The organism is Microvirga sp. GN3, from assembly GCF_055792825.1.
The window spans coordinates 14,624-39,559 of sequence record NZ_JBVVAK010000075.1; the positions used below are offsets into that span (position 1 = coordinate 14,624).

20 protein-coding genes are annotated in these 24,936 nt (G+C 62.0%); 19 read left to right on the forward strand and 1 reads right to left on the reverse strand.

The genetic code is table 11. The annotated features are described in order from the left end of the window. Positions 1-13: 13 nt before the first annotated feature. The 3 genes from ACS5Q1_RS28550 to ACS5Q1_RS28560 all read left to right on the forward strand — a co-directional run bounded on the left by ACS5Q1_RS28550 (position 14) and on the right by ACS5Q1_RS28560 (position 4,003). Positions 14-2,392, forward strand: coding sequence for a glycoside hydrolase family 31 protein (locus ACS5Q1_RS28550; RefSeq protein WP_473101354.1), 2,379 nt, complete (start codon positions 14-16; stop codon positions 2,390-2,392). Positions 2,393-2,431: 39 nt separating this feature from the next. Further along, complete coding sequence (uxuA, locus tag ACS5Q1_RS28555) at positions 2,432-3,631, forward strand: mannonate dehydratase (RefSeq protein ID WP_473101356.1); 1,200 nt, start codon at positions 2,432-2,434, stop codon at positions 3,629-3,631. Between the two features lie 168 nt (positions 3,632-3,799). Continuing rightward, positions 3,800-4,003 (forward strand): hypothetical protein, encoded by a 204-nt coding sequence (locus ACS5Q1_RS28560; protein ID WP_473101374.1) that lies wholly within the window; start codon positions 3,800-3,802, stop codon positions 4,001-4,003. Positions 4,004-4,448: 445 nt separating this feature from the next. Here ACS5Q1_RS28560 and ACS5Q1_RS28565 read toward each other — a convergent pair whose 3' ends face one another. Continuing rightward, positions 4,449-5,510: a LacI family DNA-binding transcriptional regulator gene (locus tag ACS5Q1_RS28565; protein ID WP_473101357.1), complete on the reverse strand. Its 1,062-nt coding sequence runs from the start codon at positions 5,508-5,510 to the stop codon at positions 4,449-4,451. Positions 5,511-5,762: 252 nt separating this feature from the next. Between ACS5Q1_RS28565 and ACS5Q1_RS28570 the strand changes: the two genes are divergently transcribed. The 16 genes from ACS5Q1_RS28570 to ACS5Q1_RS28645 all read left to right on the forward strand — a co-directional run bounded on the left by ACS5Q1_RS28570 (position 5,763) and on the right by ACS5Q1_RS28645 (position 24,819). Continuing rightward, positions 5,763-6,836 (forward strand): ABC transporter ATP-binding protein, encoded by a 1,074-nt coding sequence (locus tag ACS5Q1_RS28570; protein WP_473101358.1) that lies wholly within the window; start codon positions 5,763-5,765, stop codon positions 6,834-6,836. A 133-nt stretch (positions 6,837-6,969) separates the two neighbouring features. Further along, entirely contained in the window at positions 6,970-8,160 is a 1,191-nt protein-coding gene (locus tag ACS5Q1_RS28575) for an ABC transporter substrate-binding protein (protein WP_473101373.1), read from the forward strand. A 74-nt stretch (positions 8,161-8,234) separates the two neighbouring features. Further along, positions 8,235-9,173, forward strand: a complete 939-nt coding sequence (locus ACS5Q1_RS28580) for a carbohydrate ABC transporter permease (RefSeq protein ID WP_473101359.1) — start codon at positions 8,235-8,237, stop codon at positions 9,171-9,173. Between the two features lie 5 nt (positions 9,174-9,178). Then, positions 9,179-10,030 (forward strand): carbohydrate ABC transporter permease, encoded by an 852-nt coding sequence (locus ACS5Q1_RS28585; RefSeq protein WP_473101360.1) that lies wholly within the window; start codon positions 9,179-9,181, stop codon positions 10,028-10,030. 12 nt (positions 10,031-10,042) lie between these two features. Next, positions 10,043-11,776: an L-arabinonate dehydratase gene (gene araD, locus ACS5Q1_RS28590; RefSeq protein WP_473101361.1), complete on the forward strand. Its 1,734-nt coding sequence runs from the start codon at positions 10,043-10,045 to the stop codon at positions 11,774-11,776. 9 nt (positions 11,777-11,785) lie between these two features. Continuing rightward, the gene (locus tag ACS5Q1_RS28595; protein ID WP_473101362.1) at positions 11,786-12,595 is read left to right on the forward strand and encodes an HpcH/HpaI aldolase family protein; all 810 of its coding nucleotides are present in this window, start codon (positions 11,786-11,788) and stop codon (positions 12,593-12,595) included. Next, on the forward strand, positions 12,532-13,503 hold the full coding sequence (locus tag ACS5Q1_RS28600; protein WP_473101363.1) for an aldose 1-epimerase: 972 nt from the start codon (positions 12,532-12,534) through the stop codon (positions 13,501-13,503). Before ACS5Q1_RS28595 ends, ACS5Q1_RS28600 begins: the two co-directional genes overlap by 64 nt. Then, positions 13,500-14,381 carry an SMP-30/gluconolactonase/LRE family protein gene (locus ACS5Q1_RS28605; RefSeq protein WP_473101364.1) on the forward strand — a complete coding sequence of 294 codons (882 nt, stop codon included), beginning with the start codon at positions 13,500-13,502 and terminating at the stop codon, positions 14,379-14,381. The genes ACS5Q1_RS28600 and ACS5Q1_RS28605 overlap by 4 nt, the downstream gene beginning before the upstream one ends. Before the next feature lie 13 nt (positions 14,382-14,394). Then, positions 14,395-15,159 carry an SDR family NAD(P)-dependent oxidoreductase gene (locus ACS5Q1_RS28610; RefSeq protein WP_473101365.1) on the forward strand — a complete coding sequence of 255 codons (765 nt, stop codon included), beginning with the start codon at positions 14,395-14,397 and terminating at the stop codon, positions 15,157-15,159. 8 nt (positions 15,160-15,167) lie between these two features. Beyond that, on the forward strand, positions 15,168-17,171 hold the full coding sequence (locus ACS5Q1_RS28615; RefSeq protein WP_473101366.1) for an alpha-glucosidase: 2,004 nt from the start codon (positions 15,168-15,170) through the stop codon (positions 17,169-17,171). Between the two features lie 3 nt (positions 17,172-17,174). Continuing rightward, entirely contained in the window at positions 17,175-17,945 is a 771-nt protein-coding gene (locus tag ACS5Q1_RS28620) for a TSUP family transporter (protein WP_473101367.1), read from the forward strand. Further along, entirely contained in the window at positions 17,942-19,429 is a 1,488-nt protein-coding gene (locus ACS5Q1_RS28625) for an NAD-dependent succinate-semialdehyde dehydrogenase (protein ID WP_473101368.1), read from the forward strand. The genes ACS5Q1_RS28620 and ACS5Q1_RS28625 overlap by 4 nt, the downstream gene beginning before the upstream one ends. Positions 19,430-19,464: 35 nt before the next feature. After that, entirely contained in the window at positions 19,465-20,958 is a 1,494-nt protein-coding gene (gene glpK / locus ACS5Q1_RS28630) for a glycerol kinase GlpK (RefSeq protein ID WP_473101369.1), read from the forward strand. Between the two features lie 36 nt (positions 20,959-20,994). After that, the gene (gene glpD / locus ACS5Q1_RS28635; protein ID WP_473101370.1) at positions 20,995-22,539 is read left to right on the forward strand and encodes a glycerol-3-phosphate dehydrogenase; all 1,545 of its coding nucleotides are present in this window, start codon (positions 20,995-20,997) and stop codon (positions 22,537-22,539) included. Between the two features lie 68 nt (positions 22,540-22,607). Further along, on the forward strand, positions 22,608-24,095 hold the full coding sequence (locus tag ACS5Q1_RS28640) for a mannitol dehydrogenase family protein (RefSeq protein ID WP_473101371.1): 1,488 nt from the start codon (positions 22,608-22,610) through the stop codon (positions 24,093-24,095). Positions 24,096-24,249: 154 nt separating this feature from the next. Next, a complete protein-coding gene (locus tag ACS5Q1_RS28645; RefSeq protein ID WP_473101372.1) occupies positions 24,250-24,819 on the forward strand; it encodes an aldehyde dehydrogenase family protein in 570 nt (189 codons plus the stop codon). Positions 24,820-24,936: the final 117 nt, after the last annotated feature.

Sequence of the window (24,936 nt, forward strand, 5' to 3'; positions counted from 1 at the left end):
GGAGACAATTTCGATGAAAGCGCTGACGGAGGGTCGCTATCGCGGCCGGGACGGAGTCTGGGCCGTGTTCGATCTTGGGTGGGGCGCGGAGCTACGCGTCGGAATCCTTGAGCAGGATATCGGCCGCGTTGTCATGAAGCGCGATGGCGGCTATCGCCTCGACCGCGGCTGGAGCATTGCACCCGGTGGGCTGGAGCCTTCCTTCGAGGGCCGCCTGCGGGATTCCACGGAGGGGTTCTCCTGCCCCGAAGCCTCGGTGGCGGAACGGGATGGCACCATCGTGCTCGAGGCGGCCGGCTTGTCCGCAATCGTGACCCTCAATCCCTTCGGCATTGCCTGGCAGCGGACCGGCGAAAGCCGTCCTTTCCTGCGCGACCGTCCGACCCAGGCCTATTTGCTGTCGCGCAAGACCGGCGCACTTCAGCACGTCATGGCGCGCGAGGAGCACGAGCGCCATTATGGCGTCGGCGACAAGGCGGGGCCCCTCGACCACACCAGTCGGCGCTTCAAGATCGACGCCGTGGATCCATGTGGGTTCGATGCGGAGCTGAGCGATCCGCTCTACAAGATGATCCCATTCCTCATCGTCGACGGCCCAGTGGGCGCGCACGGCGTCTTCTATGACAATCTTGCCATCGGAGAGATGGATCTAGGCTGCACGATCGACAATTATCATGGGCTGTTTCGATCCTACAGCGCGCAGGATGGCGACCTCGATTTCTACGTCATCGCGGGACCCGGCGTGCCGGATGTGGTGCAGCGCTTTTCCTGGTTGACAGGCGGTCAAGCCTTCGCGCCGAAATGGGCGCTCGGCTTCGCCACCACGACGATGACAATCACGGACGCACCGGACGCCGATGCGAGGATCACGGACTTTATTGAGAAGTGTCGGTACCACCAGATCCCCTGTGACAGCTTTCATTTCGGCTCCGGTTACACGTCCATTGGGCACCGCCGCTACGCATTCAACTGGAACCGCGACAAGTTTCCCGATCCCGCAGGCACCATGCGCCGGCTGAAGGAGGCCGGCAAGCAGCCGGTCACTAATCTCAAGCCCTGCCTTCTGGATGACCATCCCCGCCTGCACGAGGCGCAGGAGCAGGGTATTCTCGTGATGGATGGCACGACGAGTCAGCCGGCCGTGGCGCAGTTCTGGGATGGTCTGGGCTTCCACGTCGACTTCACGAACCCCGATGGGCGCGCCTGGTGGCGGGATGGAATTCAGACCGCACTGCTCGACTATGGGGTCGTCTCAGTATGGAACGACAACAACGAGTACGAGATCTGGGACGAGGACGCCATGTGCAACGGCGATGGGCGTCCCTTCCCACAGACCTTGGCGCGGGCGGCGCAGCCGCTTCTTATGACGAAGTTGTCCTTCGAGGCGCAGGCCGCCTCAGCACCCGGGAAACGGCCCTATGCGATCACGCGCGGTGGAGCGGCGGGCCTGTGGCGCTATGCCCAGACGTGGTCCGGCGACAACGAGACGGCCTGGAAGACTCTTCGATTCAATCTAACTCAAGGGCTCAACATGAGCCTGACCGGCATGTTCAACATCGGGCATGATGTCGGAGGCTTCCACGGGCCGAGTCCGAATCCGGAGCTGTTCTGCCGTTTCGTGGAATTCTGCTCTCTCTGGCCACGTTTCGTCATGAACTCCTGGAAGGACACTGGCATCGTCAACCTGCCGTGGATGCACGAGAGTGTCATTCCTCAGGTCCGCGATACCATCACGCTGCGCTACCGGCTGATGCCTTACCTCTACACACAGATGTGGCGGGCCTCACGTGAGAACGAGCCGGTCGTGCGTCCGTTGTTTTATAATTTCCCCGATGACCGTGCAGCCCTTGATGTCCAAGACAGCTTTATGCTCGGGCCAGACATTCTGGTGGCGCCCGTTCTTGACGAGGGGGCAACGGACCGGAAGGTTTACCTACCAGAGCATCCGGGCGGCTGGTTCGACTTCCACGACGGACGCCACTTCGATGGGCGGCAGACGATCACGGTCCCGGCACCTCTCGGCCGTCTGCCTGTTTTCGTCCGGTGCGGTGCCATCATTCCGGTGACCCGGCAAACCGATGGGATCAATCCGAGCGCCGACACGCAGCGCGAGTTGATTGTCTTCGGGGCTCCGCAGGACGTCGCCGATGCATACCTCTACGAGGACGACGGAGATACATCGGATTGGCAGGGCGACGCACGGCTGGAGCTTCGCTTCCAGCTGCGGCGAAGCGGTAAGGATCTCGTCCTGTCTCTCGACGCCATCGGTTCCTACCGGCCAGCGTTCGACACGGTCTCGGTTCATCCGGTCGCCATCGAAGGGCAGATCCGGGTCGAAACGCCGGAGGGATCCATTAACATCGTGCCAAGCACACCGGCGTTCAAAGATTGAGAGCGCACCGACGCTCAAACAGCATGAAGGACGTGATTCATGAGACAAGCTTGGCGATGGTTCGGTCCCAATGATCCGGTAACGCTGGATGCGGTTCGTCAGGCAGGAGCCACGGATATTGTCTCCGCGCTCCATCATGTCCCGCCGGGTGTGGCGTGGTCGCTCAACGATGTTGAGCGCCACCGCGACCTTATCGAGAGTACGCCACCTGGGCGCTCGCCGTTGAGGTGGTCAGTGATCGAGAGCATCCCCGTCGCGGATGATATCAAACGGTATGGAGCCGGTGCGAAGCAATCGATCGCGGCGTGGATCGCAAGCCTTGAGGCCGCAGCCCAAGGCGGCCTGAAGATCATCTGCTACAACTTCATGCCGGTGGTAGACTGGACCCGAACGGATCTCGATTGGCCGCTGCCGACAGGGGCGACCGCCCTGCGCTTCGACCAGGATGCATTCGCGGCCTTCGACCTCTACATCCTGAAACGTCCCGGTGCCGAGAACTCCTACGATCAGGAGGCTCAGGCGCGGGCGCGGAAGGCGGTCGATGCGTTGGACGATGCTGCTGTCGAACGACTGACGAAAACCATCGCAGCAGGCCTACCAGGATCCACGACCGATGCCTTGAGCCTGGAGGCGTTTCGCGACCGGCTTGCCGCCTATGAAGGCATCGACGCTGCGAAGCTGCGCAAGCACCTCGTCGAGTTCTTGGAGCAGGTCACCCCCGTCGCAGAGAGCCTCTCGGTCAAGCTTACGCTCCATCCGGACGATCCGCCACGGCCGCTTTTCGGATTGCCGCGCGTTGCCTCGACGGAGGAGGATTATGCGGCTTTGTTCACGGCCGTGCCGTCTGAGGCCAATGGCATGTGCTTCTGCACAGGTAGTCTCGGGGTGCGAGCGGATAACGACCTTCCTGCCATGGCCCGCCGCTTTGCATCGCGCATTCACTTTGCTCATCTGAGGGCGACGCGACGGGAGCAGGATGGACTGAGCTTCTATGAAGCGGATCATCTCGAAGGCGACGTCGATATGGTGGCAGTCCTTCATGCTCTCCTGAACGAGGATCGTCAGCGGACGGAGAGCGAGAAGATCCCGTTCCGCCCCGATCATGGGCACCGTATGCTTGATGACCTCTCTTCAAGCAGGCGGGTCAACCCAGGCTATACCGCGATCGGGCGCCTCAAAGGCTTGGCTGAATTGAGAGGGGTGATAAAGGCTTTGGATTATCCGACCATTTTAAAATGACGGTGCCGCGGCGGTTCCTCTTCGACGAAGCACCAGCGCTGCCCCACCCTGCCTAGGGCACATGTATGTGGCGTAGTTTGCGTCGGGTACATTGTGAATGGCACCCTAAGTGCTGCGCCATTCGCCAAGACGCTTGCGCGATGTGAATCTTCGGAATGCATACTGTAGATGCTGCCCGATATTGGCCGAGTCCTCTTCCCGCCAGTCCAGTCTCCGGATGGATCGCTGGCCCTGCGCATCGGCGCTCTGTTCAAGGTCGTCGTACGGGCGATCTCAGCGGGGCCCGTCGGCATCGTGCCTGTCGCGGTTTTGATCGTGATCTTCCAGGAGCGAGTTGTGCCCGACCTCAACTCCGGCGGCGTCAAGAGATGAGGGATTATGGCAATGACACGCCAACTCCTCGGTAACTTGGATGAAGGGCGAACATTCGTCTGAACGCATCTAATCTAACGCTCGTTCTGTATGCAATCTCGCTTGGCGGGTCTCATCAAAGCCGTCGGCAATCGGGTTCCAGACTACGGCGCGTTGTTCGATGGTGCTGATCGTCGGCGAAGGATATGTAATGCGATTGGAGCTTTGATCTACAGGATGAATTCTGATCGATTTCGCGGATTTCGTTACCAGAAAACCGACAGCGTCTGAGAGGTATCGTTCTGAGTTTGTCCTGTTTGGCGCGGTTCAGCACACAAACTGCCGCCCAGGTCGCCGAGTCCCATCATGAAGTACAAATCAGCACTGCCCTGAAGATCTTCGTCATACCCGCACGAATCAAACCGCCTTGACCCGGCCATCCCCATGTGAGCTCTTGCGCTGCCCTTTATGTGCTCCGCCGCTCAATCAGGACATGTCCGGTGTCGATGATGCGCGAGGCCCCCTCAGGGCGGTCACCATTGATGCTGTTGAGGATCAGCCGAGCAACCTCTTTTCCGATCAGATCTCCCGATGGCCTGATCGTTGTCAGGGGAGGGATGCACGACGCGCTGAAGTCGAGATCCCCAAAACCAACGACTGAGAGATTATCTGGCACGGTGACGCCTTGGCGCTGGCATTCAAAAAGAGCCCCGAGGGCGATCAGATCGTTCGAACAGGCAATGCCGTCGAGGTGTGGGACCTGTTCAAGGGCTCGGTTCAGGAGGAGAGCCCCAGCCTCAACCGTCGCTGCACCAGGATGACGAATGATCTCGCAGGTCAGGGCCTCGCCGGCTTGGGCTGCGGCCTCAGCAAAGCCGCTTGCCCGTTTGGCCGCACGGTGGTCTTCCTGCATGCGCGCTCCCAGAAACGCGAGCTTACGACGGCCTTTCGACAGGAGGTGTCGGGCCGCGGATGCCCCTACCTGAGGGTGTGAGAAACCAACTGCCATGTCGATCGGCTTCCCGCCAAGCTCCCACATTTCGACGACCGGGACGCCGCTCGCTTCCAGAAGCTTCCGAGTTCCAGCGTTATGGGAGAGGCCTGTCAGGATGACGGCTGCCGGAGCCCAGGAAAGAGCGGTGCGAACCAAAGCCTCTTCCTGGTCCTTTCCATACTCGCTGTGGCCGAGAAGGACCTGGAGTCCCTCCGCTGCCAGTTCGGCCTGGAGGGTCGAGACCGTTTCGGCAAAGAAGGCATTGCGGATCGAGGGGACAATGATGCTGACGACCTTTGATGAAGCCGCTGCTAATCCTCCTGCCACGAGGTTAGGAACGTAGCCCAAGGTGCCGATAGCCCGGGCGATTTCCTGTCCCGCAGCAGCGGAAACGGCTTCAGGCTTGCGCAGGTAGAGCGACACGGTCGACGGTGAAACCTGGGCGAGCTTGGCCACGTCCATCATCGTGACGCGCTGCATCTTACGCCGCTTACGGGTTCTCCGATTCTGCAAATCACTGTTGATGGTGTCCATCGAACCCTCTATTTCGCAGCGCTAGTATAACATTTGTACGTGATAGCTCAAGGCAAAAGCTAGGATTTGAACAGCTTACAACGTTCCTCAGGCCCCACAAAAGAATTTTTGTCGAGTACTCGATTTGGACTTGCGTCGCAAAAATCGTAGCGCTATGATCCGGCAAATACGCCAATCCGCTGTGGCTCGCCACAGGACATCCGGTTAGGCGCACGCCAGTCGTGCGCGCCGCCAAAGCAACAGGGAGGGAGCATGTCGTCAGTCAGCTTCCGCAAGCTTGAGAAGAGTTACGGTGCGCTTCGGATCGTGAAGGGCATTGACCTGGAAATCGACGACCGGGAATTTGTCGTCCTCGTCGGGCCATCGGGCTGCGGCAAGTCGACGACACTGCGCATGCTCGCTGGTCTGGAAAGCATCAGCGACGGCGAGATCCGCATCGGTGAGCGAGTGGTGAACAAGCTGCCCCCGCGCGAGCGCGACATCGCTATGGTGTTCCAGGATTACGCCCTCTACCCGCACAAGACCGTCTACGACAACATGGCCTTCAGCCTGAAGGTGCGCGGGGTGCCCGCGGCGGAGATCAGGACCCGCATTGCTCAGGCCGCCGAGATGCTCGGCATCGGCCAGCTTCTCGAGCGCAAGCCGAGCCAGCTCTCCGGCGGTCAGCGCCAGCGTGTCGCCATGGGCCGCGCCATCGTGCGCCGCCCCCAGGTGTTCCTCTTCGACGAGCCGCTCTCCAATCTCGACGCGAAACTGCGCGGTCAAGTGCGCACCGAGATCAAGCGGCTGCACCAGGCCATCGGCACCACCATCATCTATGTGACCCACGACCAGGTCGAGGCGATGACGCTTGCCGACCGCATCGTCATCCTGAAGGGCGGCGAGATCGAGCAGGTCGGCACCCCGGACGAGGTTTACAATACTCCGGCCAGCGTCTTCGTCGGCGGCTTCATCGGTTCGCCTGCGATGAATTTCGCGAAGGGCACGATCAGCGGCGGGGCCGTGGTGTTCGACGGTGGATCCAGCATTCCGCTCCAGAGTCATTCCGCCGGAAAGGCAAGAGATTCCGAAGGGCGCGACGTCATCGTCGGCATTCGTCCCGAGCATTTCGTGCCGGCAGGTGAGGGGCATGCTCTCTCGGGGCGGGTGCAGGTCGTCGAGCCGCTGGGCTCCGACACCCTCATTCATTTTGCTCTCGGATCGTCCACGCTGACGGCGCGTGTCGCGCCGGAGATGCGCCCGAGCCCCGGGGAGACCTTGTCTATCGGTGTCGATCCTTCTCGGATTCATCTGTTCGATGCAGCAACAGAACGGGCCCTCGTCTGACGGGCTAGATCAACAAAAGGTGCCGGCAAGGAACCGGCACTGCCAAACTTCCACGGAGGGAATGATGACATTGAATAAGTCCATGAAGCTGCTTCTGGCCGGCGTGGCTGTCACCCTGTCGGCATCCGCCGCCATGGCTCAGACCAATCTGCGTGTATTCGTCTCCAGCCAGCATCGTCCGGATGTTTGGCGCAAGGCTTTTGACATGTACGAGGCCAAAAACCCGAACGTGAAGGTGACCATCGAGACCGGAGGCAACACCTCCGAGGCGCAGGCGCAATACCTCAACACGGTCATGACGGCGAAGGATTCCTCACTCGATGTCATGATCCTCGATGTGATCCGCCCAGCGCAATATGCGGCGGCCGGCTGGACGGTTCCGTTCAATGAGACACTCGGCAGCGATGCCAACGCCTACATGAAGCGTTACCTCCCCGCCTATGCCGAGGCGAACACCGTCGACGGCAAGGTCGTGGCCTTGCCGGCCTTTGCCGATGCCATGTTCCTCTACTACCGCAAGGATCTTCTGGAGAAGCACGGCATCCAGCCGCCGCAGACCTGGGACGAGCTTGCTGCTGCGGCGAAGAAAGTCACTGAGGCCGAGAAGGATCCGAATCTTCAGGGGCTCTCCTTCCAGGGCAAGGCGATTGAGGGCGCGGTCTGCACCTTCCTGTTGCCGTACTGGAGCATGGGCAAGCAGCTCGTCTCCAATGGCAAGCTGTCCTTCGACAAGGATACCGCGGTGAAGTCCCTGAAATTGTGGAAGGACTTCGTCGATCAGGGCGTCGCCAAGAAGAACATCGCGGAAGTCGCCACCGATGACACCCGCAAGGAGTTCCAGGCCGGCAACGTGCTCTTTGCCGTCAATTGGTCCTATGCCTGGGGGCAGTTCCAAGGAGCTGAATCCGCCGTGAAGGACAAGGTCGGCGTCGTGAAGCTGCCCGCCGTGAAGGGCGGTCAGCCGGCCTCCTGCCTCGGCGGCTGGGAATGGGGCGTGTCTGCATACTCCAACAACAAGACGGAAGCGCAGAAATTCGTGCAGTATCTGTCGAGCCCCGAGACTTCGGAGTTCATGGCGATCAACGCCGCTCTGCTCCCGCAATTTCCGGATGTCTACACGGACTCGGACGTGACCAAGGCCGTTCCGTGGTTCGCCAACGCCCGTCCGGTGGTGGAGACCGCGAAGGCTCGTCCGGTGACGCCCCGCTACAACGAAGTGAGCGATATCATCCGCACCACTGTCAACGCCGTTCTGGCTGGACAATCGACGCCGGAGGAAGGCGCCACGCAGATGGAAGGCCGCCTGCGCCGCGTCCTGCGCTAATCCACACTCAAACCCATGGGATGGATGCCCACGGATATCCATCCCCCACGTTGCACCCGGGCAGGATCATGACGATGGCAACGGCCAGCGAAACAACCTTAGTGACGGCACATAACGAGAGCGGCACGAAATGGTGGACGCGGTTCCTCGATCCGAGCGAGCGCACCCTGGCCATGCTGCTGCTGTTGCCGGCGGCATTGCTGCTGGCACTCATTATCGTCTATCCCGTCTGCCGTCTGATCTGGACGAGCTTCCAGAACCTATCTCTGACCTCGGGCGCACCGGCGACCTTCGCAGGGCTTGAGAATTATTCTCTCATGCTGGAGGACCCGGTGTTCTGGGAGACGACCTGGAACACGGTTCTTATCACGCTCATCACGGTTCCGGGTGCGCTGCTTGTCGGTCTGGCGCTCGCCCTTATGGCGAATCTGCCGTTTAAGACGAAATGGCCGGTCCGCCTCTCGCTTCTGATACCGTGGGCTCTGCCACTCGCGTTCGCAGGCCTCATCTTCGCGTGGTTCTTCCATTCCGAATATGGCGTCGTGAACGACTTGCTTCGGCGCCTCGGCTTCGAAGGTATAATCTGGTTCAATTCCGCCAACTGGGCCTTTGCGGCGATCTGCCTGACGATCATCTGGAAGACCTCGTCCTTCATGGCGCTCATCATCCTCGCCGGTCTCCAGACGATTCCACGCTCGCTCTACGAGGCGGCGGAGGTGGATGGGGCAGGGCGCCTCAGGCAGTTCTTCGAAATCACGCTGCCGCTGCTCAAGCCCTCCATCGTCGTGGCGTTGATCTTCCGCACCATCACGGCGCTGCAGACCTTCGACATTCCCTTCACCATGACACGCGGCGGCCCGGGCACTTCTACCGCGACGCTCGCCATGTACATCCACCAGAATACGGTCGACTTCCTCGATCTCGGTTACGGCTCCGCGCTCGCCGTGGTCATGTTCGCCCTCTCCATGGGTGTGACGGCGATCTACCTGCGCATGATCCGGGCCAAGGGGTGACAGCCATGAGCCACGATACACTTGCCAACCGCTCGATCTTCTCCGGCAAGCCGCTGCGCATTCTGATCGGGTTCATCTTGGTCATGAACGGGATGTTCCCGGCGCTGTGGATCCTGTTCACGTCGCTCAAGACGGAAGCCGAGTTGACCGCCAAGCCGATCACATGGCTGCCTCACGCGCCGACGATCGCCAATTATCTGCGTGCCTTCACCGACCAGCCGCTACTGCTGTTCCTGTTCAATAGCTTCATGGTGGCGATTCTCTCCACCGCGTTGACGCTCTTCATATCCGTTCTGGCGGCCTACGCACTGGCCCGGCTCCAGATCCGGGGGCGGGATCTGATCCTGTCCGCGATCATCGCAGTTTCGACCTTTCCTCTGGTCACGCTGCTCGTGCCTCTCTTTGAGATCATGCGCGCCCTCGGCCTGCTCAATACGTGGGTGGCCCTCATTCTGCCCTATACGGTCCTGAGCCTGCCGGTCTGCACTCTGATCCTGGTCTCGTTCTTCGAGGGCATTCCGCGCGATCTCGAGAACTCCGCCATGATCGACGGCTGCACCCGCTTGGGCGCCCTCTTCAAGGTAGTGGTGCCGCTCGCGGCCCCCGGCGTCTTCACCGCAGGGATTCTCGCCTTCGTGAATTCCTGGGACGAGTTCCTGCTCGCGCTCTCGTTCAACTCTAACCCGATGCTGCGCACGCTTCCGGTCGGCATCACGCTCTACCAGGGTGAGTTCGCCTTCCCCTGGCCGGTAATCTCGGCGGCGCTTGTTGTGGGCATCGTGCCTGTCGCTGTCCTGATCGTGATCTTCCAAGAGCGCGTCGTATCCGGCCTGACCTCTGGCGGCATCAAGGGATAAGGAACTTTTGAAATGACACGCCGACCTATCGAGGAGTTGCGGAGCCAGCGCTGGTTCGCCTCCGACGACATGCGCGGCTTCGCGCATCGCCAGCGCACTCAGCAGATGGGGTTGCGCCGAGAGGAGTTCCTCGGAAAGCCGGTCGTTGCCATCATCAACACCTGGAGCGATTTGAGCCCATGCCATTCGCATCTGCGCGATCGGGCCGAGGCCGTGAAGCGCGGCGTCTGGCAGGCGGGCGGCTATCCGGTGGAGTTGCCGGCCCTGTCGGTCGGCGAGGTGATGGTAAAGCCCACCACGATGCTCTATCGCAACTTCCTCGCCATGGAGGTGGAGGAGCTCCTGCGCTCGCACCCGATCGACGGTGCGGTGCTTCTCGGCGGCTGCGACAAGTCCACGCCCGGGCTCCTCATGGGCGCGATCAGCATGGATATCCCGGTGATCTACTGCCCGGCGGGACCCATGTCGAATGGACAATGGCGTGGCCAGAAGACCGGAGCGGGCACCCACACCAAGAAATACTGGGACGAGCTTCGGGCCGGCAACATCTCGCCACAGGATTGGGTCGACCTGGAAAGCCGGATGACCCGTTCCATCGGCACCTGCAATACCATGGGCACAGCGTCCACCATGACGTCCATCGTGGATGCCATGGGTTTGACGCTCCCCGGCGCATCCTCCATTCCGGCCGCGGATAGCGGCCATCCGCGAATGGCCTCGGCCTGCGGCGAGCGCATCATGGAGATGATCTGGGAGGACATGAAGCCTTCCCGCTTCCTCGATGCGCGCAGCTTCCGCAACGGGCTCGTCGCCTACATGGCGCTGGGTGGGTCCACCAATGCTGCCGTCCACCTCGTCGCTATGGCCCGCCGTGCGGGCGTGGACCTCACGCTGGACGACATGTCGGAGATGGCGGGCCAAGTGCCGGTCTGCGCCAATCTCTTTCCGTCGGGCGAATACCTGATGGAGGATTTTTACTTTGCTGGCGGGCTCCTGGCACAGCTCAAGAAGCTCGAGCGTCATCTCGACCGCGATGCAATGACCGTGAACGGCAAGTCTCTTGGCGAAAATATCGCTGGGGCCGAGTGCTGGAACGATGACGTCATCCGGGCTGAAGACAATCCGGTCGTGCCGCTCTCGCGGGGCAAGACGCTCGCCCTCCTGCGTGGCAACCTCGCACCCAGCGGTGCAGTCATGAAATCATCGGCAGCAAATCCGAAGTTCCTCAAGCATGTCGGTCCGGCCCTCGTGTTTGACAGCCCGGCCGAGATGAACCGGGCCATTGACGATCCGAATCTCGATATCACGGAAGATACGGTCATCGTGCTCCGCAATGCTGGCCCCGTGGGTGCGCCGGGCATGCCCGAATGGGGCAATCTGCCGATCCCCAAGAAGCTCCTGAAACAGGGTGTGCGCGACATGGTGCGCATTTGCGATGGGCGCATGAGCGGCACCCATTACGGCACCTGCATTCTCCATGTCACGCCCGAGGCCGCCGTGGGCGGGCCGCTCGCTCTGCTCAAGACCGGTGATCTCGTGGAACTCGACGTGGAAGCCGGCCGCCTCGACATGCGTGTCGACGAGGAGGAGCTCGCACGCCGCCGTGCCGAATGGAAACCAACGGCCCACACCTACCAGCGCTCCTTCGCGGCTCTCTACCAGCGCCACGTTTCACAGGCCGACCAAGGCTGTGACTTCGATTTCCTCAGCACGCCCGGCCCGGTGGTCGAGCCGTCGATTTTCTAAGGGTCCGTCATGATCAGCATCGAGAACCGTTTCAAAGGATGGCGGAAGGGAGCGGGCCCGAACCCGCCGCTCGGCACGTGGCTGATGGCAGCCGCTCCCGCTACTGCCGAAGCCATGGGCTATTCCGGCTTCGACTTCCTCGTCGTCGACATGGAACATGTGCCGATCGAGGTTGCGGACCTCGCCCATATCCTGCGCGCCATCGGCTGCACCCCGGCCGATGCGGTGGTGCGTCTCGCCTGGAACGACCAAGTTCTCGTCAAGCGCGTGCTGGATGCGGGCGCGCAGACCATCATGGTGCCGTTCGTCCAGACAGCCGAAGAGGCACGATTGGCGGTCTCCTACGCCAAGTATCCTCCCGAGGGCGTGCGCGGCGTGGCGGCCGTGCATCGCGGCTCGCGGTTCGGGCGCGCGGTGGATTATCTGAAACGCGCCAACGATCAGGTGGCGGTCATCGTCCAGCTGGAAACGCCGGAAGCGATCGAGCGCCTGCCGGAGATCGCTGCCGTCCCGGGCATCGATGCACTCTTCGTCGGGCCGGGCGATCTCGCCGCCGCGATGGGGCATATCGGCAATATCGCTCATCCTGAGGTTCAGGCGCTGATCGGGAAGGCTGCAAAAGCGGCCCACGACGCAGGCAAGCCGGTCGGGATCGTCGGTCCGAATCCGGACATGGTGCGCCGCTTCATCGGTTACGGCTACAGCTATGTGGCGGTTGCATCCGATATTGCCATGATGACGAGCCGCGCCTCCGAGTGGCTCGGCGATCTACGCGGCGATGCAGCATCTGTTCCCGCCGCGCCCGCTGCCGCCTACTGAAACCTCTGGAGGCTCCGCTGACCGTCTCGCTCAGGAATGGCGCTCTCGGGCTAAATCTGGCTCCGTCCGTCGGCGGAGCCATCGTGGGCTTCTGGCGCGACGGCATGGCCATCATGCGCGAGATGCCCGAGCAGGCCTTGCGTGAGGGCCTTGTCCGCCAGACCTGCAGCTATCCGCTCATTCCCTATTCCAACAGGATCGCGAATGGCCGCTTCACATTCGAAGGCACGGGGTATCAGCTGGCCCTGAACTTCGGCGACCATCCGCATTCCATTCACGGCAACGCCTGGCAGAAGCCCTGGCAGGTCATAGAAGCCAGCGGGACCCGTTGCCGCCTCGGCTTCGTTCATCGGCCCGAGGGAGACGAAGCGAAAGACTGGCCCTTCGCCTATCGCGCCGAACAGATCTTCGCTCTCGACCCCGATGGTCTGACGCTCACGCTCGTTCTTGAAAACGAGGATCGCCGCGCCATGCCGGCCGGTCTCGGTCTCCACCCATTCTTCCCCCGACGTCCCGGCGTTCGCCTGCAATTCGTGACGGAGGGCGTCTATCCGAACGGCGATGATTCTCTGCCGACGAATGCCCTTCCTGTTCCGGAGAAGTGGGACTATCGAGAGCTGCGCGACCTCAGAGAAGCACGTCTCGACAACTGCTTCAGGGGCTGGAGCGGAACCGCTCGCATTGTCTTCGAACAGGAAAAGCTCGAAATCCGCTTGGAGGCCGAACCGACCTTCGGCCATCTCGTCATTTATGTGCCCGCCGGCCGCGATTTCTTTGCCGTCGAGCCCGTAAGCCACGTCAACAATGCCATCAACCGGCCGGACATTCCCGATCACGGCCTGACGGTGCTGAGCCCGGGTGAGCGCATGTCGGCAAAGGTCCGCTTCGGCGTGGAGGTCCTCCGATGAGCTTGACTGTCACACTTGATGTCAGGGTTGAACTCGGTGAGTGTCCCCAATGGTCCGTCGAGGAGAAGGCGCTCTACTTCGTCGATATCAAGGGCAGGGCGCTCCACCGCTTCACGCCTGCCACAGGCGAGCACCGCACCATGAACATGCCCGAGGAAATCGGGTGCTACGGATTTCGCAAGGGGGGCGGCTTCATCGCCGGATTTCGTTCCGGCATCTGGCTTCTGGATGCCTGCGGCAAACCTGAGGTGAAGCTTGCCGAGAATCCGGAGGACCAGCGCACCAGCCGCTTCAACGACGGCCGCATCGATCCCGCAGGCCGCTTCCTCGCCGGAACCATTGACGAGCCGAAAGCTGGCGGCAAGGCGCATCTCTATCGCTATGACAAATGGGGTCTCGTGGCGATGGCTGGCGGTCTTCTGACCTCGAACGGCGTTGCTTTCTCGCCGAATGGACGCATTCTCTATCATTCCGACACGCCCACCTTCACAATATGGCGCTATGCCTACGATCCGGAGACAGGTGAGGCGACGGACAAGACTCTCTTCGTGCGTCTGGAGCCGACCGAGACCGACCGCGGCAGGCCCGACGGCGCAGCGGTGGACCAGGAGGGTTGCTACTGGACGGCGCTCTTCGAGGGCGGGCGCATCCAGCGCTATGCGCCGGATGGGCGCCTGCTGGCGGAGTATTCTGTTCCAGCCCGTTGCCCGACCATGGTGTGCTTCGGCGGGCCCAACCTGAAGACACTTTATGTCACATCCGCACGCACGGGCCGCTCCGAGGAGGAACTGGCGGAACTTCCACATTCCGGCAGCCTCTTCTCCATGTCGGTCGATGTGCCGGGGCAGCCCGAATACAAATTTGATTCATCCATCTGAGGCACGGACTTCGATGTCGTTCGATTACACAAGCGTTCAATACCGCTCCTTGCAGAACCGCTCCGTGGTCATCACAGGTGGTGCGTCCGGCATCGGCGAGGAGATTGTGAGGGCTTTCGTGACGCAGGGCGCGCGGGTATCCTTTATCGATATTGCCAAGGACGTGGGCGAGACCCTGGCCTCCGCCACCGGCGCAACGTTCCATGCCTGCGACGTGACCGATATTGCGGCGCTGCGGGATGTACTCGCGCGGATCGAGCGCGACAAGGGCGGAGTCGATGTTCTCGTCAATAATGCCGGAAAGGACGACCGGCACGACATGTCCGAGGTGGAGCCGGATGACTGGCGGCGCGCCCTAGCGCTGAATCTTGATCACCAGTTCTTCGCCACCCAGGCCGTCTCAAACGGCATGGCGAAGGCGGGGCAGGGCTCGGTCATCATGCTCGGCTCGATCTCCTGGATGCGAGGCCGCCCCGGGATGGTAGGTTACACTACCGCGAAGGCAGCGATCAACGGCATGACCCGGACGCTGGCCCGGGAACTCGGCCCTTCCGGTATCCGCGTGAACTGCATCGTGCCGGGCGCGATCCTCACCGAACGCCAGAAGGCGCTCTGGCTGACGCCGGAGCTGAACCAGCAGTTCCTCGACCTCCAGGCGCTGAAGTTCCGGCTCGACGCCAGTCATATAGCCAGGATGGCGCTCTTCCTCGGCTCGGACGAAAGCACCGGATGCACCGGTGCAAACTTCATCGTCGATGCCGGCCTGACCCAGAATTGAGAACTCCCATGCCGATCCAGACAATCGCCAACGGCTTCAACCTAATCGTCGACGAAAAGGTTATCCTTCGTCACCGCAGTGATGCTCCTTGCCTTTTCGTTGGCCGTGGCGAGGAGCGGATGGACATGTACCGCGGCAATTTCGACATCGAGGACTACGTGGTCGAGCGCACACCGCTGGCCCATGCGGTCGTATCGGGATCGGAGATCGCCTTCTCCGCCGCTCCCGGGCAGCCGGTGAGGATGCGACTTGTCGTTTCGAGTGGCGGCTCCAACACCACCGTCGGGTTCGCGAATGCCGACCCGTCGATCAATCGCGTGTGGCTGCGTGTCGTTGCCGAGAGCGATGAGCATGTCTGGAGCGGCGGCGAGCAGATGTCCTATTTCGACATGCGCGGTCGCAGGTTCCCGCTCTGGACGTCCGAGCCGGGCGTGGGACGCGACAAGACGACGGAGATCACCCACAAGGCGGATGTCACCGGCAAGGCGGGCGGCGATTACTGGAATACCAATTATCCGCAGCCGACCTACCTCTCCTCGCGGCACTACGCTCTGCACGTGGAGACGACGGCTTATTCGGCCTTCGACTTCAGGAAGGACGATTGCCACGAGATCGAGATCTGGGCCGTGCCGGAGCGAATCGAGATCACCGCTCGCCCTACATTCATTGCACTGGTCGAGGCGATGGCGGACCGCTTCGGCCGCCAGCCACCGCTGCCCGAGTGGGTCTATAACGGCGCGATCATCGGCCTGAAGGATGGCGCGAAATCGTTCGAGCGGCTGGAGACGATCATGGCCGCCGGCACAAAAGTGTCAGGCCTCTGGTGCGAGGATTGGGTGGGCCTGCGTCACACGTCCTTCGGGGCACGCCTGTTCTGGGACTGGAAGGCCAATGACGAGCGCTATCCGGCCCTGCGCCAGCGCATCGCAGAGCTTGAGGATCGCGGCATCCGCTTTCTCGGCTACGTCAACCCCTATCTCGCCGTTGACGGCTCTCTGTTTCCGGAAGCGGAGGCGGCGGGCTATTTCGCGAAGGACGCGAGCGGGAAGACGGCTCTCGTCGATTTCGGCGAGTTCGATTGTGGCGTCGTCGACTTCACCAATCCGGATGCGGCAGCCTGGTTTGCCGAGCGCGTAATTGGCCAGAACATGCTCGACTTCCGCCTCTCGGGATGGATGGCGGATTTCGGCGAGTATCTGCCGATCGACGTTCATCTTGCGAACGGCATCAATGCGAAGCTCATGCATAACGCCTGGCCGACCCTATGGGCCGAGGTGAATGCCCGCGGCGTCGAGAGCCGGGGCAAGACGGGCGAGATCCTGTTCTTCATGCGCGCCGGCTACACGGGCGTCCAGAAGCATTGCCCCTTGCTCTGGGCCGGTGACCAGTCGGTCGACTTCACGCGCCATGATGGCCTCGTGACCGTGATCTCAGGCGCGCTGTCCTCAGGCCTTCTCGGCAATGCCTATCACCATTCGGATATTGGTGGCTATACCAGCCTCTTCGGCAATGTCCGCACGGCCGAGCTCATCATGCGCTGGGCCGAGATGGGAGCCTTCACGCCGGTCATGCGCACGCATGAGGGCAACCGGCCGAGCGACAACCTGCAGATCGATCAGGACCCAGAGGTTCTCGCGCATTTCGCCAGGATGACCAGGGTTTACGTGCACCTCGTGCCGTACCTGAAATCGCTTGCGGCGGAAGCGTCCGCCCATGGCCTTCCGGTGCAGCGCCCCCTGTTCCTTCATTTCGAGGACGACGCACGGACCTATGCGATCCATGATGCCTATCTCTACGGCCCCGATCTGCTCGTCGCGCCTGTCTGGCAGGCCGGCAGGACCGAGTGGACCACCTATCTCCCCGAAGGAGCGGAGTGGATCCATGTCTGGTCCGATCAGGCGATCGAGGGCGGGCAGGAGGTGACCGTCGCTGCGCCTTTCGGCCAGCCGCCTGTCTTCTATCGGGCCGGCTCGCGCTTCGCGGGGCTGTTCGCCGGGTTGAGGTCGCTGTAAGTTATGTCGCCCGAGGCCATCATCGGCTTTCTGCTGCTCACGAGCGTTGCGGCTTACGCGCAGACCCTCACCGGCTTTGCCTTCGGGCTCATCACCATGGGCGGAATTGGGCTCACGGGCCTGCTGTCCTTGCCGGACGCCGCAATGCTCGTGAGCATTCTCACGCTCGTCAATGCCGCGCAAATGCTCCTGAAAGGCTGGCACGATGTCGCTTGGCGTGAGTTCTGGATCGTCATGGCGAGCAGCATTCCTATGCTCTTTGCCGGCTATGTCCTTCTCGAATGGCTCGCAGGCACTCGCGCCGATATTCTGCGCATTATTCTCGGGCTCGTCATCATCGTCTCGAGTCTGCAGCTCGCGAGCCGACCAGAGCCTCTGGCACGCCAGTCCAACGACGCCTCGTTTCTCTTCTTCGGTGGGATTGCAGGACTGATGGGGGGAATGTTTTCGACGGCAGGCCCACCGCTCGTCTATCACTTCTACCGCCAGCCCATGCCCCATGTGAAAGTTCGCGAGACCCTGGTAACAGTTTTCGCGCTGAATGCCGTGGTGCGTAACGGCGTTGTCGCCTTCTCCGGCAATCTGCCTCACGGCTCGGTCTGGTGGGGGCTCCTTGCTGTCCCGCTGGTGATGGGCGCAACTTACACGGCCCGACGCTGGCCGCCCCCTATTTCATCGAACACGATGCGGCGCATCGTGTTCGTCCTTCTGTTCCTGTCGGGCGTGTCGCTCGGTGCGCCCGCCCTCATCCGTCTCCTAGGAGCTTCATCATGACCAAGCATGCAACGCCTGCCGGAAATCGCACCCTTGCCTTGAAGGACCCGGCTCTTCTCGAGGCCCGGGCCTATGTGGCGGGCAAGTGGATCGATGCGCCCGACGGCGGGACGATCCCCGTCACCGACCCCTATGACGGTGCGATCATCGCTCAGGTGCCTGACCTCGGCCCCGACGCCGCACGGCGGGCGATCGACACCGCGGCCGCGGTGCAGAAGGACTGGGCGAAGCGCACCGCCAAGGAGCGCAGCACGATCCTGAGGAAATGGTACGACCTGATCATCGCCAACGCCGACGACCTGGCGCTGATCCTCACCACCGAGCAGGGCAAGCCGCTTCCTGAGGCCAAGGCCGAGGTGATCTCGAACGCGGCCTATATCGAATGGTTCGCGGAGGAAGCCAAGCGCATCGACGGCGACGTCATCCCCGGCGCCACGCCGTCCCAGCGCATCGTGGTGCTGAAACAGCCGGTCGGGGTGTGCGCGGCGATCACGCCCTGGAACTTCCCCAATGGCATGATCACCCGCAAGGTCGGCCCGGCCTTGGCGGCCGGCTGCACCATGGTGCTGAAACCCGCCGCCCAGACGCCGCTCTCGGCGCTGGCGCTCGCCGTGCTGGCCGAGCGGGCCGGGGTGCCGAAGGGCGCGTTCTCGGTGATCACCGGCGAGGCCAAGCCGATCGGCGAGGAGTTCTGCCACAACCCGAAGGTGGCCAAGATCACCTTCACCGGCTCGACCGGGGTCGGGCGCTGGCTGATGAAGGAAGCGGCCGACGGCATCAAGCGGCTGTCGCTCGAGCTCGGCGGCAACGCGCCGTTCATCGTGTTCGACGATGCCGATCTCGACGCGGCGGTCGAGGGCGCGATGGCGTCGAAGTTCCGCAATGCCGGCCAGACCTGCGTCTGCGCCAACCGGATCTATGTCCAGGCGGGCGTGGCCGAGGCCTTTGCCGCCAAGCTCGCCGCCAAGGCCAAGGCGCTCAAGCTCGGCCGCGGCACCGAGGCCGGCGTGGCCATGGGGCCGCTGATCGACGAGCGCGCCGTGGCCAAGATGGAGGAGCATGTCGCCGACGTGCTGGCCAAGGGCGGCACGCTGGTGGTGGGCGGCAAGCGCTCGGACCTCGGCAGCACGTTCTTCGAGCCGACGGTGATGACCGGTGTGACGCAAGCCATGACGGTGACCAAGGAGGAGACGTTTGCGCCGCTGGCGCCGATCATCTCGTTCACGGACGAGGCCGAGGTGATCGCGATGGCGAACGACTCGGAGTTCGGGCTGGCGTCGTATTTCTATGCCAAGGACATGGCCCGCGTCTGGCGCGTGGCGGAGGCGCTCGAGAGCGGCATGGTCGGGGTGAACACGCCGGCACTCGCCAACGAGATGGCGCCGTTTGGCGGCGTGAAGCAGTCGGGGCTCGGCCGTGAGGGCTCGAAATACGGCATCGAGGGCTTCCTTGAGATCAAATACATCAACATCGCTGGAGTGTGAGCGACCGATGTCCGCGTCAGAAAGGAGAGGAGCGCATGGCTGACTTCGTACTGGCGCTTGACCAGGGTACCACGTCGTCCCGTGCCATCGTCTTCGATGGCACTTACAGGATTCGCGGTCTTGCTCAGCGCGAGTTCCCCCAGATCTATCCGAAACCGGGCTGGGTCGAGCACGATCCCGAGGATCTCTGGCGCACGATCGTGGAAACCATGCGATCCGCGCTGGCCGATGCGGGATTGGCAGCCTCGGACATCGCGGCCATCGGGATCACCAACCAGCGCGAGACCGTGGTTGTCTGGGATCGTGAGACGGGACGCGCCATCCATAATGCCATTGTCTGGCAGGATCGACGCACGGCGGATCGCTGCGCCGCGCTGAAGACCGATGGATCCGAGACGCTGATTACCGATCGGACCGGTCTTCTCGCGGATCCGTACTTCTCCGCCACGAAGATCGCATGGATTCTGGATAATGTCGAAGGTGCCAGGGCACGGGCCGAGCGTGGCGATCTTGCCTTCGGGACGGTCGACACCTGGCTGCTCTGGCATCTCACCGGTGGACGGCGCCATGTCACCGATGCGACCAATGCCTCGCGGACTATGCTGTGCAACATCGACACCGGCGAATGGGACGAGGATCTGCTGCGCCTGTTCCGGGTACCGCGTGCCATCCTGCCCGAGATCAGGGACTGCATCGACGATTTCGGCACCACGGATCCCGGCCTGTTCGGCGTGGCGATCCCCATCCGTGGTGTGGCCGGCGACCAGCAGGCAGCCACCGTCGGACAGGCCTGCTTCTCGCCAGGGATGATGAAGTCCACCTACGGCACGGGCTGCTTTGCGCTCCTCAACACGGGGCATGAACGCGTGCCCTCGAAGAACCGTCTGCTGAGCACCATTGCCTACCGCATCAACGGTCGCACAACCTATGCGCTTGAAGGCTCAATCTTCATTGCAGGGGCTGCTGTCCAATGGCTGCGTGATGGGCTCGGCATTCTCCAGCGCGCGGATCAATCCGGATCATTTGCGGCACAGGCCGATCCACAGCAGGAGGTCTATCTCGTTCCCGCCTTCACCGGCCTCGGAGCGCCATGGTGGCAACCCGATGCACGTGGAGCGCTCTATGGCCTCACGCGCAACACCGGCCCGAATGAAATCGCGCGGGCAGCGCTGGAATCCGTGTGCTTCCAGACGCGGGATCTTCTCGATGCCATGCGTCAAGATTGGTCGGCCGCAGCCAATACGGTTCTGCGTGTGGATGGCGGCATGGTGGCGAGTGATTGGACGATGCAGCGCCTCGCCGACATTCTGAACAGCCCTGTCGACCGGCCTGTCATTCTCGAAACGACGGCTTTGGGTGCGGCTTGGCTGGCCGGGTGCGGCGTCGGAGTCTGGCCCGATAGTGAGGGATTTGCCCGCAGTTGGCGGGCCGATCACCGGTTCGAGCCGGCAATGGTCGAAGACGAGCGCGAGCGGGCTCTCGCCGGCTGGCGGCGCGCTGTGCAGCGGACGATTTGGCAGGGGCCCTGACCGACGCTCGCAGGATCGCATCTGAAGGGAATCACTATGGCTCACTCAGAATTCGACATCGTCGTGATCGGCGGCGGCATCAATGGCTGCGGAATCGCCCGTGATGCGGTCGGACGCGGCTACAGCGTCCTTCTCGCCGAAATGCAGGATCTGGCCAGCGGGACCTCGTCAGCCTCCACCAAGCTGATCCACGGCGGGTTGCGCTACCTTGAGCATTATGAGTTCCGCCTCGTCAGAGAATCCCTGATGGAGCGCGAGGTACTCTGGTCGATGGCGCCCCACATCATCTGGCCACTCCGCTTCGTCCTGCCTCATCACCGGGGTCTGCGGCCGGCCTGGCTCCTACGGCTCGGTCTGTTCCTGTATGATCATATCGGCGGCCGGAAGCTGCTTCCAAAAACGCGAACGCTCGATCTCGCGCGTGATCCGGCCGGAAAGCCCCTGCGCGGGGGGTATACCAGGGCCTTTGAATACTCAGACGCCTGGGTGCAGGATGCTCGGCTTGTCGCCCTCAATGCACGAGATGCCGCAGACCGGGGCGCCGAGATCCTGACACGCACGAAAGTCACGCGGCTCCGGCGCCGTGATGGAACCTTTATTATCGAACTGACGGATCAGGAGACGGGGCAGATCCGCGAGGTGACGACGAAGCTCGTGGTGAACGCAGCCGGCCCATGGGTCGATCAGGTTCTCCGTCAATCGATCAGTGAAAACGAACGCCGCCATGTCCGGCTCGTCCAGGGCAGCCATATCGTGGTCCGGAAGCTGTTCGATCACGATCGATGCTACATCTTCCAGAACAAGGATAATCGGATCATCTTCGCCATTCCCTACGAGGGCGACTTCACCCTGATCGGAACGACCGACCGGGATTTTGGCGGAAGCCCCGACAGGGTACAGATTTCGGACGAGGAAATTGCCTACCTGTGCGAGGCGGCGTCCGAGTATTTCGAGCGTGGCATCACGCCCGGCGATGTGGTCTGGAGCTATTCCGGTGTTCGTCCCCTGTACGACGATGGTGCGTCGATGGCTCAGGAAGCCACCCGAGACTATGTCATCAAAGTCGACGGAACGACCCAGGATGGCGCCATCGTCAACATCTTCGGCGGAAAGATCACAACCTATCGGCGCTTGGCCGAGTCTGTCCTGGAGAAGATCGAAGAGGTGCTCGGCGCCCGCGGAGCCACGTGGACGGCTGGAGCGACGCTGCCTGGAGGCGACTTCCCCGTCCAGGGATTTGAAGCCTTGGTGTCTCAACTCAAGAAGGAGGCGCCTGCCGTCCCCGAAACAACGATCCGCCGGCTGGCTCGCAACTATGGGACGCGGACCCGGCAGATTCTTGGTGCCAAGGGAGAGCTGGGACGGATCTTCGACGCAGATCTCGGCGAAAACGAGGTTGACTACCTGATGGATCAGGAATGGGCACGAGATGTGGAGGATGTCTTGTGGCGCCGCTCAAAACTCGGGCTCACGTTCTCGCCTGACAAGGCGGCTGCCCTCACAGCCCATATGAAAGCACGGATAACCGCGCATGATCGGGCGGGCAAAAGCATTAGCACGAGCAACAGCGGATACTTTTAGTATCAAGGTTCAGCCTAGCTTCGCTTCAGAACAGGCTGCCAATCTCAGTACGAACAACCGAACGAGACATGGAGGCTATGATGCTGACGCGCCTGAGCAATGCCATAACCGACCATCTCCCACCAAGCGTTCGACGCCCCTGCTATGACAGGAGAGCCGTCACCGCTGGTATCGTTCATCTCGGTGTGGGGGCGTTCCATCGGGCGCACCAGGCCTTCTATACGGACGATGTTCTCGCTCAGGATCCGCGTTGGGGAATTGTGGCTGCAAGCCTACGCAGCCCAGAAATCTACGATGCACTCACGCCCCAGGACAACCTCTATACCGTTTCGGTTCGATCACAAGCCGGGGAAGACTTGCGTTTGATTGGCGCTATCCAGCGTATCATCGTCGCGCCAAGAGCTCAGGATGATCTTTTGGACGTGATGTCCGATCCGCGGACCCGAATTGTGTCCCTCACAGTGACCGAGAAGGGCTATTGTCACGACCCAGCGACTGGTGCCCTGAACGAAGCCCACCCGGATGTCGTGCATGATCTCGCCTATCCTGGCGCGCCGCGGTCTGCTCTCGGCTTCATCATTGAAGCGCTGCGTCGCCGCCAAGCGAAAGGTGTGCCGCCGTTGACAGTACTCTCCTGTGATAACCTCCCGTTGAACGGCCGAACCGTGCGGCAGGTCCTCATCCGTTTTGCGGAACTTGGCGATCCCAAATTCGGACGCTTTGTGGCGGATGAGGTCTCCTGCCCCTCGACCATGGTTGACCGGATCGTTCCCGCGACAACAGACGAAGATCGTAAGCGGATTAGCAATGCCCTGTGCGTCGAGGATGTCTGGCCCGTCGTGACCGAGCCTTTTACGCAATGGGTGATTGAAGACCGCTTTCCGCAGGGACGACCGGCCTGGGAGAGGGCAGGCGCCGAGTTCGTCGCCGATGTCGAGCCCTATGAGCACATGAAGCTCAGGCTGCTCAACGGAAGCCACTCGACCCTGGCCTATCTCGGCTATCTCGCAGGGTACGAGACCGTTGCAGACACCATGGCAGATCCGGCCTTCGTGCGGCTGATCGAAGGGCTCATGGACGAGGAGGTCACCCCGACGCTCCACATGCCGCCGGGAGCCGATCTGACCTCTTACAAGAGAGCGCTCATCGAGCGCTTCAAGAACCCCGCCCTGAAGCACCGCAATTGGCAGATCGCCATGGACGGTTCTCAGAAGCTCCCGCAGCGCCTCCTGGGAACAGTGCGCGACCGGCTGCGCGAGGGCGCCTCCATCGCGCGGCTGTCTCTCGGGGTGGCAGCCTGGATGCGCTATGTCACGGGCTTGGATGAGAAAGGCGCGCCCATCGACGTGCGCGATCCCCTAGCAGCAAGGCTGCGGGAGCTGGCTCAATCCGCAGGGGGCTCCGCCGAGCGCTTGGCAGAGGAGCTGTTCGCTGTGCGTGAAGTTTTCGGGGACGATCTTCCCCAGGACCCGCGCTTCACCGGCGCTGTGACGAAGGGCTTGAAGAGCCTGTACGAGAAAGGCGCCAAACGAACGGTTACCAGCCTTCCAGGCTGATGAAAATGATGACCAGAGGAGATCAACGAAAGATCCCTTGTTTCAGCAGCATAACCATACCGTCGGTCTTCCTCGCCGAGAGGATTGAACAGACAGATTCCGATGAAATCTGTCGCGCTGACGCAAGCGACAGGAACAGATAGGAGATACAGAAATGTTTGACTCTGCCGCGCTTAAGCAGCTGTTTCCTTTCGAGAGCGATATGCTTGCCGAGCATCAGCCCCCGTCCTCAGTTCATCAGCGCGTATATCTCGTCAATGGGGAGCTACGGTCCTGGAAAGGACCTGTCGAAACGGTCCGGTCACCTGTGTGCGTGCGTCACCCTGACGGCTCGTTAGAGCAGGTCGAGCTCGGGAGCTATCCGGTTGGGGGAGAACCGGAAGCCGAGGAGGCCCTCGCTGCGGCGGTGGCGGCTTACGATGAGGGCAGGGGCGTCTGGCCGACCATGACGGTGGCCGACCGCATCGCCTGCATGCAGAACTTCACAAACCAGATGATCGCCCGCCGGCAGGAGGTGGTCAGCCTCATCATGTGGGAGATCGGCAAGAGCCAGGCCGACTCGGAGAAGGAGTTCGACCGGACGGTGGACTACGTCCGGGCCACCATCGAGGCATTGAAGGAGCTCGACAGCAGCAACTCGCGCTTCCTCATCGTTGAAGGGACCATCGGGCAGATCCGGCGCACGCCGCTCGGGGTCGTGCTGTGCATGGGCCCCTATAATTAGTCGGCCCTGAATAACCCACAACTTCTTGGGGCAGAAGGATTCTTCGCCCTCGCGAAGCATCGTAAAATGCTGGTTCCTGGGTGCTGACCCGCACAAAGCTGGTGTATTTCATGGGAC

Excerpts from the sequence above, each read along its gene's own strand:
- ACS5Q1_RS28560 (WP_473101374.1), top strand. The coding sequence starts at position 3,800 with ATGCTGCCCGATATTGGCCGAGTCCTCTTCCCGCCAGTCCAGTCTCCG.
- ACS5Q1_RS28565 (WP_473101357.1), bottom strand. The coding sequence starts at position 5,510 with ATGGACACCATCAACAGTGATTTGCAGAATCGGAGAACCCGTAAGCGG.
- ACS5Q1_RS28610 (WP_473101365.1), top strand. The coding sequence starts at position 14,395 with ATGTCGTTCGATTACACAAGCGTTCAATACCGCTCCTTGCAGAACCGC.
- glpK (WP_473101369.1), top strand. The coding sequence starts at position 19,465 with ATGGCTGACTTCGTACTGGCGCTTGACCAGGGTACCACGTCGTCCCGT.
- ACS5Q1_RS28570 (WP_473101358.1), top strand. The coding sequence starts at position 5,763 with ATGTCGTCAGTCAGCTTCCGCAAGCTTGAGAAGAGTTACGGTGCGCTT.
- ACS5Q1_RS28605 (WP_473101364.1), top strand. The coding sequence starts at position 13,500 with ATGAGCTTGACTGTCACACTTGATGTCAGGGTTGAACTCGGTGAGTGT.
- ACS5Q1_RS28640 (WP_473101371.1), top strand. The coding sequence starts at position 22,608 with ATGGAGGCTATGATGCTGACGCGCCTGAGCAATGCCATAACCGACCAT.
- ACS5Q1_RS28595 (WP_473101362.1), top strand. The coding sequence starts at position 11,786 with ATGATCAGCATCGAGAACCGTTTCAAAGGATGGCGGAAGGGAGCGGGC.
- araD (WP_473101361.1), top strand. The coding sequence starts at position 10,043 with ATGACACGCCGACCTATCGAGGAGTTGCGGAGCCAGCGCTGGTTCGCC.
- uxuA (WP_473101356.1), top strand. The coding sequence starts at position 2,432 with ATGAGACAAGCTTGGCGATGGTTCGGTCCCAATGATCCGGTAACGCTG.
- ACS5Q1_RS28580 (WP_473101359.1), top strand. The coding sequence starts at position 8,235 with ATGGCAACGGCCAGCGAAACAACCTTAGTGACGGCACATAACGAGAGC.
- glpD (WP_473101370.1), top strand. The coding sequence starts at position 20,995 with ATGGCTCACTCAGAATTCGACATCGTCGTGATCGGCGGCGGCATCAAT.
- ACS5Q1_RS28625 (WP_473101368.1), top strand. The coding sequence starts at position 17,942 with ATGACCAAGCATGCAACGCCTGCCGGAAATCGCACCCTTGCCTTGAAG.
- ACS5Q1_RS28620 (WP_473101367.1), top strand. The coding sequence starts at position 17,175 with ATGTCGCCCGAGGCCATCATCGGCTTTCTGCTGCTCACGAGCGTTGCG.
- ACS5Q1_RS28575 (WP_473101373.1), top strand. The coding sequence starts at position 6,970 with ATGGCTCAGACCAATCTGCGTGTATTCGTCTCCAGCCAGCATCGTCCG.
- ACS5Q1_RS28645 (WP_473101372.1), top strand. The coding sequence starts at position 24,250 with ATGTTTGACTCTGCCGCGCTTAAGCAGCTGTTTCCTTTCGAGAGCGAT.
- ACS5Q1_RS28585 (WP_473101360.1), top strand. The coding sequence starts at position 9,179 with ATGAGCCACGATACACTTGCCAACCGCTCGATCTTCTCCGGCAAGCCG.
- ACS5Q1_RS28615 (WP_473101366.1), top strand. The coding sequence starts at position 15,168 with ATGCCGATCCAGACAATCGCCAACGGCTTCAACCTAATCGTCGACGAA.
- ACS5Q1_RS28550 (WP_473101354.1), top strand. The coding sequence starts at position 14 with ATGAAAGCGCTGACGGAGGGTCGCTATCGCGGCCGGGACGGAGTCTGG.